Origin of the sequence: Indolivaga macrotermitis (genome assembly GCF_900128985.1) — a bacterium.
Classification (GTDB): domain Bacteria; phylum Bacteroidota; class Bacteroidia; order Bacteroidales; family Dysgonomonadaceae; genus Dysgonomonas_A; species Dysgonomonas_A macrotermitis.
Map to the genome: position 1 here is coordinate 626475 of NZ_FQUC01000001.1, position 18251 is coordinate 644725.

The 18251-nt window shown below is 40.5% G+C and carries 15 protein-coding genes; 11 read left to right on the top strand and 4 right to left on the bottom strand.

The genetic code is table 11. The features are described 5' to 3' along the window. Positions 1 to 25 precede the first annotated feature (25 nt). Positions 26 to 1939, top strand: a complete 1914-nt coding sequence (locus BUC12_RS02510) for a carbohydrate-binding domain-containing protein (RefSeq protein ID WP_082141849.1) — start codon at positions 26 to 28, stop codon at positions 1937 to 1939. Positions 1940 to 2006: 67 nt separating this feature from the next. On the opposite strand, the gene BUC12_RS02515 is transcribed toward BUC12_RS02510, so the two are convergent. The 4 genes from BUC12_RS02515 to BUC12_RS02530 all read right to left on the bottom strand — a co-directional run bounded on the left by BUC12_RS02515 (position 2007) and on the right by BUC12_RS02530 (position 6132). Beyond that, entirely contained in the window at positions 2007 to 2834 is an 828-nt protein-coding gene (locus BUC12_RS02515) for a metal ABC transporter permease (protein ID WP_062175588.1), read from the bottom strand. 2 nt (positions 2835 to 2836) lie between these two features. After that, positions 2837 to 4060 carry a 3-phosphoshikimate 1-carboxyvinyltransferase gene (locus BUC12_RS02520; protein WP_062175589.1) on the bottom strand — a complete coding sequence of 408 codons (1224 nt, stop codon included), beginning with the start codon at positions 4058 to 4060 and terminating at the stop codon, positions 2837 to 2839. Positions 4061 to 4134: 74 nt separating this feature from the next. Continuing rightward, the gene (locus tag BUC12_RS02525) at positions 4135 to 5196 is read right to left on the bottom strand and encodes a GNAT family N-acetyltransferase (protein ID WP_082141850.1); all 1062 of its coding nucleotides are present in this window, start codon (positions 5194 to 5196) and stop codon (positions 4135 to 4137) included. A gap of 93 nt (positions 5197 to 5289) precedes the next feature. Next, a complete protein-coding gene (locus BUC12_RS02530) occupies positions 5290 to 6132 on the bottom strand; it encodes a 1-acyl-sn-glycerol-3-phosphate acyltransferase (RefSeq protein ID WP_062175590.1) in 843 nt (280 codons plus the stop codon). A gap of 282 nt (positions 6133 to 6414) precedes the next feature. Between BUC12_RS02530 and BUC12_RS02535 the strand changes: the two genes are divergently transcribed. From BUC12_RS02535 to murC, 10 genes are read left to right on the top strand one after another with little or no spacing between them, the layout of a single operon-like run. Next, positions 6415 to 6873: a division/cell wall cluster transcriptional repressor MraZ gene (locus tag BUC12_RS02535; RefSeq protein WP_062175591.1), complete on the top strand. Its 459-nt coding sequence runs from the start codon at positions 6415 to 6417 to the stop codon at positions 6871 to 6873. Further along, a complete protein-coding gene (gene rsmH / locus BUC12_RS02540; protein ID WP_062175592.1) occupies positions 6866 to 7807 on the top strand; it encodes a 16S rRNA (cytosine(1402)-N(4))-methyltransferase RsmH in 942 nt (313 codons plus the stop codon). The genes BUC12_RS02535 and rsmH overlap by 8 nt, the downstream gene beginning before the upstream one ends. 17 nt (positions 7808 to 7824) lie before the next feature. Continuing rightward, positions 7825 to 8163, top strand: coding sequence for an FtsL-like putative cell division protein (locus tag BUC12_RS02545; RefSeq protein ID WP_062175593.1), 339 nt, complete (start codon positions 7825 to 7827; stop codon positions 8161 to 8163). A 24-nt stretch (positions 8164 to 8187) separates the two neighbouring features. After that, positions 8188 to 10395, top strand: a complete 2208-nt coding sequence (locus tag BUC12_RS02550; protein ID WP_062175594.1) for a penicillin-binding protein — start codon at positions 8188 to 8190, stop codon at positions 10393 to 10395. Positions 10396 to 10408: 13 nt separating this feature from the next. Beyond that, on the top strand, positions 10409 to 11866 hold the full coding sequence (locus BUC12_RS02555) for a UDP-N-acetylmuramoyl-L-alanyl-D-glutamate--2,6-diaminopimelate ligase (RefSeq protein ID WP_062175595.1): 1458 nt from the start codon (positions 10409 to 10411) through the stop codon (positions 11864 to 11866). A gap of 24 nt (positions 11867 to 11890) precedes the next feature. Then, on the top strand, positions 11891 to 13153 hold the full coding sequence (mraY, locus tag BUC12_RS02560; protein ID WP_062175596.1) for a phospho-N-acetylmuramoyl-pentapeptide-transferase: 1263 nt from the start codon (positions 11891 to 11893) through the stop codon (positions 13151 to 13153). 21 nt (positions 13154 to 13174) lie between these two features. Beyond that, the gene (gene murD, locus BUC12_RS02565) at positions 13175 to 14509 is read left to right on the top strand and encodes a UDP-N-acetylmuramoyl-L-alanine--D-glutamate ligase (RefSeq protein ID WP_062175597.1); all 1335 of its coding nucleotides are present in this window, start codon (positions 13175 to 13177) and stop codon (positions 14507 to 14509) included. A gap of 21 nt (positions 14510 to 14530) precedes the next feature. Then, on the top strand, positions 14531 to 15730 hold the full coding sequence (locus tag BUC12_RS02570; protein ID WP_062175598.1) for an FtsW/RodA/SpoVE family cell cycle protein: 1200 nt from the start codon (positions 14531 to 14533) through the stop codon (positions 15728 to 15730). A 21-nt stretch (positions 15731 to 15751) separates the two neighbouring features. Beyond that, a complete protein-coding gene (gene murG / locus BUC12_RS02575) occupies positions 15752 to 16861 on the top strand; it encodes an undecaprenyldiphospho-muramoylpentapeptide beta-N-acetylglucosaminyltransferase (protein WP_062175599.1) in 1110 nt (369 codons plus the stop codon). An 8-nt stretch (positions 16862 to 16869) separates the two neighbouring features. Next, positions 16870 to 18249, top strand: a complete 1380-nt coding sequence (gene murC / locus BUC12_RS02580; RefSeq protein WP_175552598.1) for a UDP-N-acetylmuramate--L-alanine ligase — start codon at positions 16870 to 16872, stop codon at positions 18247 to 18249. Positions 18250 to 18251 lie beyond the last annotated feature (2 nt).

Consider the following 18251-nt stretch of genomic DNA (forward strand, 5'->3'; position numbering starts at 1 on the left):
TTTTATCCAAAAAAATAATTGACAAATGAAACTAGAAAGATTCTTTTTATTTTTCATCGGCCTTATGACAATATTTGCTTTGTCATGTAGTAGCGATGACGATGAATCGGTAATTGATGGAGGTACTGATGAGGAAGAAACCGTTGAGGAAGGAACCGAAAATAATGTGGACGAGAATTTTGTAACCAATTCTCAGGATACCACCTTTGTGAATGCTGTGACCATTGCTTTCTCCGGAACTACAGCTACAGTAGATAATCCATATGCCGAAGATGGGGTTTCGATCGTAACAGACGGAGCTGATGTGGTTGTTACTTCTACTAATACGGTTACTGAAATCAACTATGTATTATCGGGATCTACGACTAATGGTTCGGTAAAGATATACAGTGACTATAAGTTCGGATTGGGATTCAATGGGGTTGATATTATTAGCGGAGATGGGCCGGCATTGAATATCCAGTCGGGGAAAAAAGTAACCATAACCTTAGTAGGAGGTACTTCTAACCGTCTTATAGATGGAACCACTTATACCGCTACTAGCAATGAAGATATGAAAGCGGCCTTTTTCAGCGAAGGACAATTGATCTTCGGAGGTGCCGGAAGTTTACAGGTTCAGGGACGCTATAAGCATGGGATTTGCAGCGACGACTATATCCGGATAAACGGAGGTGTTGTGAAAGTTGCCGGCGCTGTAAAAGATGCTATTCATGCCAATGATTATATCCGTATTGATGGAGGAACTGTCAATCTGGTATCAACAGGAGACGGCATGGAATGTGAGGAAGGGTATATCGAAATAAATGGTGGAGATATAAAGATCAGTACTGTTGAAGGAGATGCAATAAAAACATCGTATTCGGGAACCGATACCTCAATTACCCCTTATATTACGGTAAATGGTGGTACATTTGATATTACAACTGTGGGAAAAGGATCGAAGGGCTTAAAAAGTAAAGGCGACATAACTATCGCAAAAGGCACATTGATATTTGTATCTAAAGGCGCTGCGTATTACGATACGGATGATGCCGATATTTCGTCCGCATCCGCAATTAAAGCAGATGGAAACTTCCTGATGCAAGACGGAACGGTGACCATTACCAGTTCGGGTAGTGGAGGAAAAGGTATCAGTATAGACGGAACTATAACGATCGATAATGGTACCATAAATGTAACTACTACAGGCGATCAGTTTGTGTACGGATCAGACGATACAGCAGCCAAAGCAATCAAGAGCGATGGAGACTTAACAGTTAATAATGGTACAATAACGATTAAAACGACCAAAACGGAAGCTGAAGGGCTTGAAAGTAAAGCGACGTTGACTATAAATGGCGGAACTATAGAAATAGAAACTTATGACGATTGCATAAATGCATCGAACCATATAGCTATCAATGGAGGATCGATATATTGCTACAGTGAGACTAATGATGGTATCGACTCGAACGGAACATTGACTATTACAGGCGGAACGATTGTTTCGTCAGGAACAACGTCTCCCGAAGAAGGAATTGACTGCGATAATAATACGTTTAAAATAACAGGTGGAACTGTGATTGGTTTTGGTGGAGCAACAAGTACACCCACATCGAGTGTTACTACGCAACGTTGTGTGATTTACGGAGGAACCGGAACGGCTAACCAGTTGATTCATATCGCATCTTCAGATGGAACAGGAGTCTTAACCGTAAAAGTTCCACGTTCTTATAACAGCCAGATGGTAATGTTAGTTAGTTCTCCTGATCTGAAAGCAAGTACCTCATATACAATTTATACGGGAGGCAGTGTTTCAGGAGGGACTGATTTCCATGGACTGTACTCAGGCGAAACATATACAAAAGGAACTTCGGCTAATACCTTTACAACATCATCGATGGTTACTACTGTTGGTAATGTATCCTCAGGTGGAGGAATGGGTGGCGGAGGTCGCTGATAAAATAAATAAAATGAAAAGGGAAGAAAAATATATTTTTCTTCCCTTTTTATTTTTCAGGATCAACCTATGCTTTAGAGGGCTGAATACCGGATATGCGGCATACTATTTTGCAAATAAAGAAAATAGCAATCAGGGTGAATATAATAAACGCGCCGGATGGTACATTTATGTAGGCTGATAAGATAAGTCCTACAACACAACCGATCAATCCGAACAGGATGGACAGAAATATTATCTTAGAGTAATTAGCCGTATACAGATTTGCGGTCATCTGCGGAATGGTAAGTAAAGACATCAGTAGCACAACTCCCACAAGCCTGATAATAAGCACAATCGAAACCGCGATAAAGAACATCATAGTATACTCTATCAACTTTACAGGTAAATGCCTTGTTCTGGCAAAATCAGGATCGAATGAAGTATAAAGTATCTCTCTGTGGAAGAATGAGAAAACCAGACCGAGAATGATTGACAGGGCTACGAACATATAGATATCCGTACGGGTAATGGTAAGAATATTTCCGAATAAGTAATCGGATAAGTTTGGTGCAAATCCGGCTTTCAGGTAGATACATATAATACCGATAGCCATACCGAAAGACCAGAAGGCTCCGATAGCCGAATCTTCGCGTACGCCTTGTCTCGACGTGAACCACTGGATGCCAAACGCAGAGAAGATCGAAAATATCATTGCCGCCAAAAAAGGATTAACTCCCAGATAGAAGCCGATACCCAGTCCTCCCAGAGATGCATGCGTTATTCCGCCACTAATGAAAACGAGGCGCTTCACAACGATGTACGTACCGATAATACCGCACACAATACTGGCGAAAATACTACCGATAAGAGCATTACTGAAAAAATCGTATTGAAAAAGTTCAAAAAAATTCATTTTCAGATTTCCTCTATTTCGAATCCGACCTTTTTCAGGTCATTCCAATAATTAGGATAAGATTTAGTTACTACCATAGGTTCGGCAATAAGTAAATGTGGGAGTTTAATCGCAGCCGGAGCAAATGCCATAGCCATGCGGTGGTCTTCGTACGTAGCAATAACGGGATTCGTTTCCGGTTCGCAGGTTTCGCCATTCCATTCAAGGATACTGTCTTCCCTGTCGGTGATGACATACCCCAGTTTCTTCATTTCAACTTTTAAAGCCTCAATCCTGTCGGTTTCCTTTATCTTTAAGGTTTGTAGTCCGGTAAACAGAAACGGTACATTCATCAGGCAGCAAGTAACCACAAAGGTCTGCGCTAAATCGGGCTCATTCACAAAGTTGTGGAACATTTTCTTTGCTACACGGTCGGTTTTAGTCAGAATAACACCATCTGCCGTGAATTCTGTACTTACGCCTAAGTCAACAAATAATTCAGCAACTTTCGAATCGCCCTGCCCGCTGTCTTTAAATAAGCCTTTCAGTTCTATATAGGCACTGTTGCTTAGGGCAGCTATTTCGTACCAGTACGACGCAGCGGACCAATCGGACTCGACCGTATATTTTACGGGACGATATTCGTTTGGAAATATTTTAATGGTATTGCCTGTCCATTCCGATTTTACACCGAATTCGGCCATCATTTTTAGTGTCAGTTTGATATAGGGAACAGAAATAATATTTCCTTCCAAATGAATGATAAGGCCTTTTTCCATAGTCGGGGCTATCATCAGCAGGGCAGATATGAACTGCGAACTGATTCCTCCCGAAAGAAATACTTCTCCACCTTCGAGAGCTTTACCTCTGATCTTTAATGGAGGATAACCCTTTGTTTTCAGGTATTCGACATGAGCTCCTATTGCATTAAGAGCTTCAACTAACACATTGATAGGGCGTTTTTGCATCCTTTCGGTACCTGTGATGATCCATTCTCCGGGAATCCGCGAGAGATATGCGGTAAGAAAACGCATAGAAGTACCTGCCGCTCCGATATCAAATAAATGATCGTGAGACGAAAATGCTTCGACCATAACTCTGGTATCGTCACAATCGGACAGGTTTTCGATCGGATAAGGGCTGTTGCTAAGCGCTCTTAAAATAAGCGCTCTGTTGCTGATGCTTTTAGATGCAGCCAGTTGTATGTTGCTGTGGATTGTAGCGGTGCCTTTTACTTTGTATTTCATCAGTTGTAATCGGATTTTCATACAAATATACGAAAAGCTAATGTATAAGACTAATCGTTTTTTTGTGGTTTTTATTATTCTTCGAGCCTGCGCCTTCTGATAAAACGGCTTGTAGTTCTGCCCGTTTTTGTAGTTCTGCCTGTTTTGTAAGAAGACCAACTCCAGTTAATCATTTGACGTAATCTCTTAAGGAATCTTTTCGACGGTTTATCAAGCAGGTACGACTCGATATGCCGTTTACGCTTTTCTTCCAGTATCTCATCTTTATCGATAAGTATTCCGGTTTCTTCTACATTACCGAAAGAGTCATTGATGGCAGTGCCGAAAACTTTCATTTGGGGTGATAATCCCATGTAGGCATTCACTAACGGAGGAATGTTGATTCCCAGTTTTCTGACAGAGGTATTCAGTATTTTGTAGTCGGTCTTTAGATCGTCCTCGTCGAATAATCTTTTCAGTATCTTTTTGTCCGTATCTATATTTAGGTTTTGCTTCGGATATACAAGGTGTTCAGGATCAGGGAAGTGCTTGTTCATGAAGTACAGAATCATATCCCGTGCCTGAGGGTTGTATGTGTCATACATTGTTACCTTTCCGAAAAAATATCTCATTGTAGGGTCTGCAACAGAAAGGGCTCCCAATCCGTCCCAAAGATTATCTAAGGCAAAAATACCTTTCGATCCGGCTCTTGTACTTTGATATTCAAGGGACACGAACGAACGTCCCAATTCTATTGTATAAGGAAGGTAATCGGTGATAAATTTCTTAGAAAAATGGAACAGGTGAGAGGTTGCCAGTATAGGCTCGCCTTTCTCATCGAATTCGATATCCGGCCCGCAAATAAACCTATAGCCACCGAGTATTTCTTGTGCTTCGGGGTTCCATACAATCAGTTGTTTATACGGATTGTCCATTAAGTCGTACTCATCTATATCAGTACTTTTGCCGGTTCCCCCTCCATAGTATCGAAATGCAATTTCACGCAGCCTGCCTATCTCCAGCATGGTGTTAGGCGAGTTGTGGTGTGTGATAATATAAATTTCGTTGTTAGCCTTATTCGTTTTCCGTAAGAATTTATCTTTCGTCAATTCGGCTTTAATCAGTCTCTTGTCTATTTCAGGAATAATACTATCCATATAGTAAGTAACAGTGAGTATTAAAGATTTGTTCCAACAATTATAGCGTTTTGTTTAAGCACTTATTCAGGTATTCCGATTGATAAGTGCCTATTACTTTTCCGGTGCTAAATTGTATGTAATCTGTCTGATTTCATCTGTCCATTGCTGTGGGGTCTTCGATTTATCCAATGTTTCCCATTTGATAGGCTCTCCGACTATAACAGTAAATGTTTGATGTTTATTTTTAAACATTTCATCAGGAAGAAACAGCATTTCGGCATTGAATTTAACGCCCAAAGTTTTCCTGTAATTTGCAAATCTATAAAAGAAATTCGAATTATGAGCATTAAAATAAATTGGAACAATGTCCCTTTTTGTCTCGGTTGCTTTCTGGATAAAGGATTTGTGCCAGTCTAAGTCGATTATTTTCCCTTTCATTTTCCGCGAACACATGCCGGCCGGGAAGGTGATGATCTGATCGTCCGAAGCATATGCGTCGTGTATAGCTCTTGCTTTATCTTTAGCCTGTTTGCCGTATTTATTTACCGGAACGAATATGGGTTGCAGGTTTTTTATGTAATAAAGGATATCGTTGACCAGATATTTGATTTTCTTGTCAAATTTTTTGCCGATAATAGCTGATAAACAAATACCATCGAGCCCTCCAAGAGGATGGTTTGATACGAATACATATCTGCCTTCATTCTTTATTTTATCCAACCCTTCGACATGTAGTTTTAAATCGAAATAACCGACAACAGCTTCCATAAAATCTACCCCGTATTTATCGGCATAGATGGTGAGTATCTCATTCAGCTCATCTATATGTACCTTCCTTTTCAGGTAGTTGATGACGAAAGACGGAGTCTTGGCGTACAATTTAGGAGCTTTTCCTTTAAAAACCTTATCCAGGTCTAAGATGTTAGGGGTCGATGTTTCACTCAGGTCTTCCATCTTTTATATTGATTTTCCTTTCGCCGTAAAGATAACCCTTTTATAAAAATGATAACAGATGTATCGGATATATTGCTGAGTGTTTAAGATTTTTTGTAGAATGTATCAACTTGCAAAAGCATAAAATATAGTGCTCTTAATGGCTTGAATACTAGAAAAGATGACCTGTTGAAAACTTTTTAAGAAAACATGGTGTTTTAAAGTGGGGGAAAGTGGATTATTTTATAACTTTACGCTCTATTGTATTAATAGTAGGCAAAATAGACTGAAAAGATAAGATAAATGCAGTTTTTAGGAAGTATAGATGCTAAGATAGACGCAAAGATGAGGGTTTTTGTGCCAGCCGCCTTTCGTAAGGTATTGCAGGGCGCAGCTCAGTCTGTGCTTATACTTCGCAAAGATATCTTTCAAGATTGCCTCGTTTTGTATCCTGTCGATGTATGGGACGCAGAAGTACAATGTTTGAGAAGCCGTTTGAGCCGGTGGGATAAATCCCAGCAGCAGCTTTTCCGGCAATTTGTTGTTGATGCCGAACGTCTGGAGATCGATGCCAGCGGGCGGGTGCTGATTCCGAAGCGCTATCTGCAAATGATAGGGGCGGGTGCAGAGATTCAGTTCTTAGGAGTGGATAACAGTATTGAGATATGGAGTAAAGACAGGCTGGAAACTACTCTTGTTAATCCTGTTGATTTCGGAGCCCAGATTCAGGAGATAATGAATAAGGAGAATTCTCATGGTTGAAAATAAAAGCAAAGATAATTTCATTACGGCCGATGGGTATCATGTTCCTGTGTTACTTAAAGCGAGTGTTGACGGGATGAATATTTCTTCCGGTGACATCTGTGTAGATGTGACTTTCGGAGGCGGAGGGCATTCGCGGGAAATATTGTCGAGGCTTGGAGATAAAGGCCGTCTCTATGTTTTTGATCAGGATGAGGATGCTGTCAATAATATAACAGGCGATTCGCGTCTGGTTTTTATCAGAAGTAATTTTCGTTATCTGAAAACTTTCCTGAAATACCATGATGTCGAATCTGTTAATTCGGTTCTGGCTGATTTGGGGGTTTCGTCGCATCATTTCGATGATGATCAAAGAGGCTTTTCTTTTCGGTTTGAAGAAGGTGATCTTGATATGAGAATGAATCAGCAGGGAAGCCTTACTGCGGCAAAAGTGCTGAATGAGTATCAGGAAGAAGATTTAGCGAATGTGTTGTATCTGTATGGCGAGTTGAAGCAGTCGCGTCAGATCGCTTCAAAGGTTGTAGCAAAAAGAAAAGAAAAAGCTTTCCGCCAAATAAAGGACTTGTTGGAGATTCTTACACCTTATACTAAAGGAGGAAAAGAGAAAAAGATATTGGCGCAGGCTTTTCAGGCTCTGCGTATAGAAGTGAATCAGGAAATGGAGGCGTTGAAAGAAATGCTGCTTCAGGCAAAAGATGTTCTCCATTCCGGAGGACGATTGTCGGTTATTACTTATCATTCGCTGGAAGACCGTCTTGTGAAAAATTTCTTCAAGACAGGGAATTTTGAAGGTACGGTTGAGCAGGACTTTTATGGTAATGTAAATACACCGTTTTTATTGGTTAATAATAAAGTAATTGTGCCATCGGACGAAGAGCAGGCTGTAAATCCTCGTTCCCGTAGTGCTAAATTACGGATTGCAGAAAAGAAATGACTCTGGAGGAGTGACTTATGAAGTTTAGTCTGAAAGATATACGAAAGAATACAATGCATGTTTTGAGCGGGACTATCCTTACCGAGGATTTCTTTCTTAAAAATACCCGTTTTATGCTGGTCGTATTCGTTATTATTGTGTTGTACATCAGTAATAGATATAGCTGTATAGCGAAACGGGCAGAAATTGAATCTCTAAAACTGGAGATGAAAGATGTAAAATACGAATCGTTAACTATCTCATCCGAACTGACCAGTGTAAGCCGGCAGACCCGAGTGCAATCTATGGTCGATAATAATGGACTGGGATTGCAGTCGCCAACAGAACCCGCATTCAAAGTAAAAACTAAAGAATAAAGATATTTAGGAATATATATAGTAATGGCTAAAGACAATAATAATATAAAAAGTAAGAAGCAAACAATAATAAACCGTTATGGTTTTATTGTTTTTCTGTTTTTAGCTGTGTTTATAACCATCTTGGTATATATTGTGCGTATTATGTTTGTCGAAGGCGAACAATGGCGTGCGCTGGGGGTTAAGGAAACTATAAAGAAAGACCGCGAAATAAAGCCTAACAGGGGTAATATATATGCTGTAGATGGACGGTTGTTGGCAACAAGTGAACCGTTATACGGAGTTTATATGGATTTTATGGCCGAAGGTATCCGTAAAGATACATTGATGAAGTATGTCGGTGATCTGTCGGTAGCTCTGGCAAAAAAATATCCGGACAGAAATGCTACACAATACAAAAACCTGATTCTTAACGGCTGGGATCTCAGTCGTAGGGAATTGGCCGAAATAGAAAGGATTAAGGCAAGCGGTTCGGATAAAAAGTTCAGACCAAAGAGCCGTTATATCCGTTTGATAAAAAGGGATGTCAATTACGTGGAACTAAAAGAACTTCGTACTTATCCTTTCCTTAATCAGCGGTCGAATCGTACAGGGATGATTGTAGAGGAGCGGTCTATGAGGGCAAAACCATTCGGACGTCTTGCCGGGCGTACAATAGGATCCATCTATAAAGATATGGAAAAAGGGGGAGCCAGTGGCATCGAACTGAAATACGACTCGATATTGAGAGGTAAGCCCGGAGTAAAGAGCCGTCAAAAAATACAAGGTAGATGGTTGGATGTCGTAGAAGTGCCTGCCGAAGATGGTTGGGATGTAAAGACCACCATTGATGTTGATATTCAGGATATAACAGAAAAAGCACTATATTCCAAACTTGCCGAAACAGGCGCCGAATCGGGTACAGCTATTATAATGGAGGTAGCTACAGGCGAAATTAAAGCTATATCCAACTTGGACAGAATTTCAGAAGGTGTATATGCCGAAGGTAATCCTAATGCCTTCTCGTATATGAGCGAGCCCGGATCTACATTTAAAACCCTTTCGATAATGATTGCCCTGGAAGACGGGGTTGTTACACCCGATGAAAAATTCCATGTCGGTACAGGGTTGTATCAATATGGAGGACGTACTATCAGGGATCATTATTGGAGGCATGGGGTAGATAAAGGTGATTTAACGGTGGCTCAGGGTATACAGATTTCATCTAATATTGTTGTCGCAAAAACAATACTGAAAGGATATGAAAAAAATCCCGAAAGGTATGTGCAGCGCCTTTATGAAACAGGAATAACAAAGAAGATCGATTGGGATGTTCCGCTGCAGGGAAAAGAAGGTACGGCGATAATACGGCACCCCAGCGATAAATCGAACTATTGGTCGAGAACTACATTGCCGTGGATGTCGTTTGGTTACGAAACTCAGGTTCCTCCCATCTATATGTTGATGTTCTATAATGGAATTGCTAACGGAGGGAAGATGATAAAACCATTCATCACAAAAGCATTTATGCACGATGGAAAGATTGAGCAGGAATTTACCACCGAGGTGATCAATCCCTCGTTATGTTCTCCAAAAACATTAGCCGAGATACAGCAGATGTTGGTAGGCGTTATTAATGAAGGAACAGGTAAATTTGTAGGTTCAAAATCATTCCAGATTGCAGGGAAGACCGGTACTGCCATGATCGCATCCGAGGGACGGTACGGTAGTGGTTACTATGTGTCATTCTGCGGATATTTTCCTGCTGAAAAACCCTTGTATACTTGCTTTGTAGGTATCAGGCGTCCTAAAGGAGTACCGTCTGGAGGATTAATGCCCGGTGGTGTTTTTAAAGAAATAGCAGAGCAGGTATATTCGAGGAATGTATACATGGCTCCGGCAGTTTGTAAACCTGATACAACTTTACTGATGACGCCTTATGTCAAAAACGGGTTGAAGAAAAATCTCGAACTTGTTTTAAACGAACTTAAATTGCCATATGTTCAGCCTCAGAGTGATGCTGAATGGGTAACAGCAAGTCCGACGATAAACAATATAGATATACGCAAAAATGTGATTGAAAACGGACTGGTTCCGGATGTTAAAGGCATGGGAGCCAGAGATGCTTTGTTTCTGATGGAAAAAGTAGGTTTACGGGTAAGGATTACCGGATACGGTAAAGTTATGTCGCAATCTATCCCTGCAGGAAGCCGTATAGTAAAAGGTTCACTTATATCTTTAGAATTAAAATAGAAAAAGATTAGTTATGAAGTTGCAAGAATTAGTATCGGATATCCAGAATGATATAATTGATACACAAGGCGAAAAAAATGTAATTGTAAAAGGAATTGCTTCAGACTCGCGTAAAGTTTCGGAAGGCTTTATTTTTATTGCAACTCGCGGAGTTCAGTCCGATGGGCATGACTTTATAGGTAAGGCAATAGAGCTGGGAGCAAAGGTTATTGTGTATGAAACAGAACCGGCTGATTTAACCCCCGGCATAACATATATAAAGGTAAAAGACAGCGCAGATGCTGTTGGTAAAATTGCTTCGGCATGGTTTGGGCATCCTTCTCAACAATTAAATCTGGTAGGAGTTACCGGAACAAATGGTAAGACGACAACTGCCACACTACTTTATAAAATGTTTCTTCAGCTAGGTTTTGGAGCAGGTCTCTTGTCAACCGTTTGTAACTATGTAAACGAAACAGAATATCCGGCGACACATACTACGCCGGACCCAATCTCATTGAACGAATTTTTGGCAAAGATGGTAGAATCGGGTTGCGAATATGCTTTTATGGAAGTGAGTTCGCATGCTGTCCACCAAAAGAGGATAAGCGGGCTTCAATTCAAAGGAGGAATATTTACGAATCTAACACAGGACCATCTCGACTATCACAAGACAATGCAGGAATATTTGAAAGCTAAAAAAATGTTCTTCGATAATTTACCTGCCACGGCATTTGCCTTGACAAATGTGGATGATAAAAACGGGCTCGTAATGTTACAAAATACGAAAGCCGAAAAACATACCTATTCAGTTAAATCTTTGGCCGATTTTAAAGCCCGTATATTAGAAAAACATTTTGATGGAACAGCCATTGAGATAAATGGACGCGAACTCGAAGTTCAATTTGTCGGGGTTTTCAATGTATATAATTTATTGGCAGTATATGGTGCTGCTGTTTTGCTGGGACAGGATATTGACAAGGTTTTGGTTGTACTCAGTACTTTGCGTTCGGTTTCAGGACGTTTCGAGACAATAAGGTCGAATGATGGATTTACAGCTATTGTTGATTATGCACACACGCCTGATGCCTTGACTAATGTGCTGGATGCAATCCATGATGTGCTCGATGGTGGAGGACGGGTTATAAGTGTTGTCGGATGCGGAGGAAACCGGGATAAAACAAAGCGCCCGATCATGGCTCAGGAAGCAGTACGTTTGAGTGATCAGGTAATTTTGACCTCAGATAATCCCCGTTTCGAAGAGCCACAGGCAATTATCGACGATATGGTTGCAGGGCTGGATCCTGTGCAGATGAAAAAGACTCTCTGTATTGTAGAGCGGGAACAGGCAATAAAAACTGCATATACCTTGGCAAAAAGCGGAGATGTAATACTGATTGCCGGAAAAGGACATGAGGATTATCAGGATGTAAAAGGAATAAAGCATCATTTTGATGACAGGGAAATTGTGAGGTCTATATTAGGGTTGTAAACTGATTAATTTATATATTATATAATGCTATATTATTTATTTAATTATCTGGATTCATTAGATTTACCTGGGGCGGGAGTGTTCAGGTATGTGTCTTTCAGGGCAGCTATGTCCATTCTGTTATCACTAATTATATCTACTGTTATAGGTAGAAGGATTATCGATAAACTTCAATTGATGCAAATAGGTGAGACTGTACGGAACCTGGGGCTCGAAGGGCAGTTAAGCAAAAAGGGTACACCTACTATGGGGGGTGTTATCATTATTGTGGCTATAATATGTCCGGTTCTGTTATTAGCACGTCTCGAGAATATATATATAATACTGATGCTGGTAACAACAATTTGGCTGGGAGCATTGGGTTTCTTAGATGATTATATAAAGGTATTTAAAAAAGATAAAGAAGGCTTGCATGGACGGTTTAAGATAGTAGCACAGGTTGGTTTAGGATTGATTGTCGGGTTAACATTATATCTGAGCCCTTCGGTAATAGTGCGTGAGAATACAGAGATCCGTAATGCAGATGATGTTATTGAGCAAGTGACATATACTGTCGATGGAGTAAAATCTACGCAAACGACCATTCCGTTTTTCAAAAATAATAATCTCGATTACGAATCTTTTGTGTCTTTTCTGGGAGAGTATTCAACCCCCGCGGCATGGGTTCTTTTTGTTATAGTTGTGATTTTCATCGTAACAGCAGTATCTAATGGAGCAAACCTAACGGACGGACTGGACGGTTTGGCAGCAGGAAGTTCTGCCATAATCGGGGTTACTCTGGGTATATTGGCTTATGTGTCTGGGCACGTGGAGTTTGCCTCGTATCTGAATATTATGTTTATTCCGGGAAGTGAGGAGCTCGTAGTATTTGCAGCAGCCTTTATAGGAGCTACAGTCGGTTTTTTATGGTATAATGCTTTTCCGGCACAAGTATTTATGGGAGATACCGGAAGTTTGACTCTTGGAGGAATAATCGGGGTGTTTGCTGTGATTATCCATAAAGAACTTTTGTTACCTATACTTTGCGGAGTATTCTTCGTAGAAAGTATTTCGGTAATGCTACAGGTATTTTATTTCAAGTTTACAAAGAAAAAATATGGCGAAGGCCGCCGTATTTTCAAAATGACACCTTTGCACCACCATTTTCAAAAAACAGGAAATGCAGGTATACAGGCATTGATTCAGAAGCCGTTTAATCCGGTTCCCGAATCCAAGATCGTTGTACGTTTCTGGATTATCGGTATTATTCTGGCGGCAATAACGTTAATAACATTGAAGATGAGATAATATTCTTTATAAGAATAACTGATGAAAAGAATAGTAATACTTGGAGGAGGCGAAAGCGGTGCAGGATCAGCGATTCTGGCACAAGCTAAAGGTTTCGATGTTTTTCTCTCGGATAGCGGAGTTTTACAGGATAAATATAAGCAGGAATTATCCGGAAAGAATATACTGTTTGAAGAGAAGGGGCATACCGAAAGCCTTATTCTTTCGGCTGACGAGATAATCAAAAGTCCCGGGATACCGGAAGAAGCACCTCTTATTGTTGCAGCAAAATCAAAGAATATCCCGATTATCTCGGAAATAGAATTTGCAGGAAGATACACCGATGCGAAAAAGATATGTATTACAGGCAGTAACGGTAAAACAACTACAACGAGCCTGATTTATCATATTCTCAAATCGGCCGGGTTGAATGTCGGATTGGGAGGCAATATCGGACAGAGTTTTGCCCGTCAGGTTGCTGCGAATAATTATGATTATTATGTATTGGAGCTAAGTAGTTTCCAATTAGATAATATGTATGACTTTAAAGCGGATATTGCAATCCTGCTGAATATAACACCCGATCATTTAGATCGTTACGATCATGATATGCAAAAATATATAGATGCCAAGATGCGGATTGTCCGGAATCAGACACTGGCTGATGCATTTATATATTGGGGCGAAGATCCCATCGTTACAAAAGAGGTAGTAAAACTCCAACCCAAAGCAACTCTTTATTCTTTTACCGAATTCAAAAAAGAAGGAGTTGCAGGTTATTCGGACAACCACAAACTATATATACGTACACCAAAATCTGTATTTGAAATGGAACAAGATTTATTAGCACTTACAGGTACACACAATTTGTATAATTCATTGGCAGCAGGAATAACTGCCAAGTTGTTAGATATAACAGACGAGAAACTAAGGCTATCGTTGAGCGATTTTAAAGGTGTAGAACACCGTTTGGAAAAGGTCGCCTCTGTTAAAGGTATTCAGTTTGTAAACGACTCGAAAGCGACAAATGTCAATTCTTGCTGGTATGCCCTAAAGAGCATGAAATCGAAAGTGGTTTTAATCTTAGGCGGCAAAGACAAAGGGAATGACTATACCGAAATAGAAGAGCTGGTAATGTCGAAGGTGCATGCACTGGTCTTTTTGGGTGTAGATAACTCTAAGCTGCATAAATTTTTCGATGGAAAAGTTACCGAAATAGAAGATGCAGGATCTATGGAAGAAGCTGTGAACAAAGCTTATAAATTGGCTAATGACGGAGATGCGGTTTTATTATCTCCCTGCTGTGCCAGCTTTGACCTTTTCAAAAGTTACGAAGACCGGGGTGATCAATTCAAATTCTGGGTACGGAAACTTTGATAATAATATTAATAAGAAGCGATGAACGTTTTTGACCGTATCTTTAAAGGAGATAAAACGATCTGGTGCATATTCATAGCATTATGTATCATTTCATTACTCGAGGTTTTTAGTGCTTCGAGTACAATTGTTTATCGCCAGCACAACCACTGGGGGCCTATTTTCCGCCATGCTGTTTTTCTAATGATTGGCTTTGGCTCGGTTGTGTTTTTACAAAGGGTGCCTACCCGTTACCTGTCGGCATTGCTTTTGCTTTTGCCGTTGTCGTGGCTGTTACTCATCCTGACGATGTTTATGGGAACCGATGTCAATGGCGCCCAACGCTGGCTTGGAGTAGGAGGTGTATTTACCATTCAGCCATCCGAAATAGCCAAACTGGCATTGATAGGGTATGTTGCGTTCTTCCTTAGCAAGTTGAAAGACAATAACCAATCGATGGTTTTCAAATGGTTGTTAGGAGGTATCGGTATTACCTGTGCGCTGATTATTACCGAGAACTTGTCGACGGCCTGTTTGATACTGATGGTCTGTTATTTGATGATGTTTGTCGGGCAGGTCGACTTGAAAAAACTGGCTCTGATAGCTCTCGTAGGTGTGGCATCTCTGGCTTTATTGGTAGGAACTCTGACATTGGTTCCTCATTCTACAGCAAAAGCTTATTTGCCTGATCGTTTCGCTACTTGGCAGGCTCGTCTTGACAGGCATTCGGCAGCAGATGAAGAGGTTTCGGAAAACGGTGAATATAAAATAACGGACGAAAATTATCAGGTATCACACGCGAAGATTGCGATTGCCAACGGAAAAGTGGTAGGCTTGCCGGGCAGTGGTACCGAACGTGATTTCTTACCTCAGGCATATTCCGATTTCATTTTCGCCATTATATTGGAGGAGATGGGGCTTCTGGGAGGCTTATTCACCCTTCTGCTGTATGTTGCCCTGATGATCAGGGCGGGAATGCTGGCCTCCAAGTGCGAGAAGTTGTTCCCCCGGTATTTACTACTTGGGTCGGCAATGCTGATTACTATACAGGCTTTGGCTAATATGGCGGTAGCAGTAAATCTGATACCTGTAACCGGACAACCTTTGCCTCTTATAAGCAGGGGGGGGACATCTACTATTATAACCTGTGTTTATTTTGGTATAATATTAGCATGTTCCAATGCGAAAGAAGACGAACATGAAGATGTGGATGAGAGTATTGCTAATGTAGAATACGAATAAGAAAGGCGACAATATAATATAATCAGAACTATGAGAGTAATAATAAGTGGAGGAGGAACAGGCGGACACATATTTCCTGCGATAGCCATTGCAAATGCTATAAAATTGCGTCATGCCGATGCCGAAATCTTATTTGTTGGAGCTGAAGACAGGATGGAGATGACCCGTGTACCCGCAGCCGGATACAAGATTGTAGGTCTTCCCGTAGCAGGATTTAACCGTAAAAACCTGCTCAAAAATATACCGGTACTAAAAAAGCTGGCGACAAGTCTGTTGAAAGCCCGTAAGGTAGTGAAGACGTTTCGTCCCGATATAGCTATCGGGGTAGGAGGATATGCCAGTGGTCCATTATTAAAAATAGCTTCCCGAAACGGAATTCCGACACTTATACAAGAACAGAACTCATATGCAGGGGTAACTAATAAGTTGCTTGCGGTAAAAGCTGCTCGCATATGTGTTGCCTATGAAGGGATGGAGAAGTTTTTTCCGAAAGATAAAATTGTATTGACAGGTAATCCCTGCCGTCAGGATTTGCAGAGCGATACATCTCTCGAAGAGGCAATGAGGTTCTTTGAGCTAAACCCAATGAAAAAGACTATACTTGTTATCGGAGGTAGTCTAGGGGCGAGAACGATAAACCAGAGTATTCTTATGAATCTTAAATTACTAGCAGATTCGGGTATACAGATTATCTGGCAAGCGGGAGAACGCTATCAGCACGAAATAGCTCTGGGTTTGGACACAAAAGGAGCAACCAGTGACATTCATTTACATGACTTTATAGACCGAATGGATCTGGCATACAAAGCGGCAGATCTGGTTATTTCGAGAGCTGGAGCAAGTTCGATATCTGAATTAAGTTTGTTGGGTAAAGCTACTATATTAGTGCCTTCACCTAATGTAGCCGAAGATCATCAAACAAAAAATGCACAAGCGCTGGTCGATCACGATGCTGCGGTTATGGTAAAAGATGCTGACGCAATTGAAAATCTTATACCTACAGCCGTAAGGGTTATAAAAGACGATTCAGTATTAAAGATGTTGTCTTCTAATATAAAGGCTATGGCATTGCCCGATTCAGCTAACCGTATAGTTGACGAAATAGAAAAAATAGTAAGTAAAAAAGCATAACATCTAAGATTGAGATGGAAAATATCAAGTCGGTATATTTTTTGGGAATAGGAGGAATAGGCATGAGTAACTTGGCCCGTTACTTCATGTCGAAAGGGAAATCTGTGGCAGGATATGACCGGACTGAAACCCCTTTAACCAAAGAATTGGAAAAAGAAGGCGCAGTGATACATTATACAGATGCAGTGGCAAATATTCCCGAACTGTTTCAGGACAAAACTTCTACACTGATAGTTTACACTCCTGCAATGCCCGATGACAGTACCGAGTTGAACTACTTCCGTCAAAATAAATTCGATATACACAAACGTTCGCAGGTTTTGGGGCTGATTACACAATCAAGCAAAGCTTTGTGTTGTGCCGGAACTCATGGCAAAACTACAACATCTAGTATGTTGGCTCATATACTGAAAGGTTCGCATCTCGACTGTAATGCATTTTTAGGCGGAATACTGAAAAATTATGACAGTAATTTGATGCTATCGGATAAAAGTGAATTTACAGTAGTAGAGGCTGATGAATATGATCGTTCATTTCACTGGCTGCATCCTTATATGGCTTTGATAACATCGGTAGATCCCGATCATCTTGATATATATGGAACGGAAGAAGAATACTTGAAAAGTTTCGCGAAATTTACTTCGTTGATTCAACCTGGGGGAGCTTTGGTCGTGAAACATAATATCAAATTATTACCAGAGTTACAAAAGAATGTACGGTTATATACATATTCACAGGACAAAGGAGACTTCAGGGCAGAAAATATAAAAGTCGGTGACGGTACTATCTGGTTCGATTTTGTTACTCCCGATTCGGTTATTAAGAATATCGAATTAGGGGTACCTGTAAGAATCAATGTAGAGAATGGTATCGGTTCTATGGCATTAGCCTGGTTGAATGGAGCAACTGAAGAAGAACTCCGGTTGGGAATGAGAACGTTTGAAGGTGCAAAACGCCGTTTCGATTTTCTTCTGAAAACCGGTTCTTTGGTGATGATAGATGATTATGCACATCATCCGGATGAACTTTCAGCAAGTATTTCATCAGTCAAAGAATTGTATCCCGATAAAAAAGTACTGGGCGTTTTCCAACCGCATTTATATACACGTACACGTGATTTTGCCGATCAGTTTGCGCGTAGTTTATCGTTGCTGGATGAACTGATCCTTTTGGATATTTATCCGGCACGCGAAAAACCTATCGACGGAGTTACATCTGACATTATATTCAATAAAGTGACTTGTCCTAAAACTCTTTGCAGGAAAGATCAGTTATTAGATATAATTCGTGATAAAAAAGATATCGAGGTACTTCTTACTGTTGGTGCAGGAGATATAGACCAATTGTTGATACCGATAAAGAAAATATTAGAAGAGAAGTTAAAGTAATA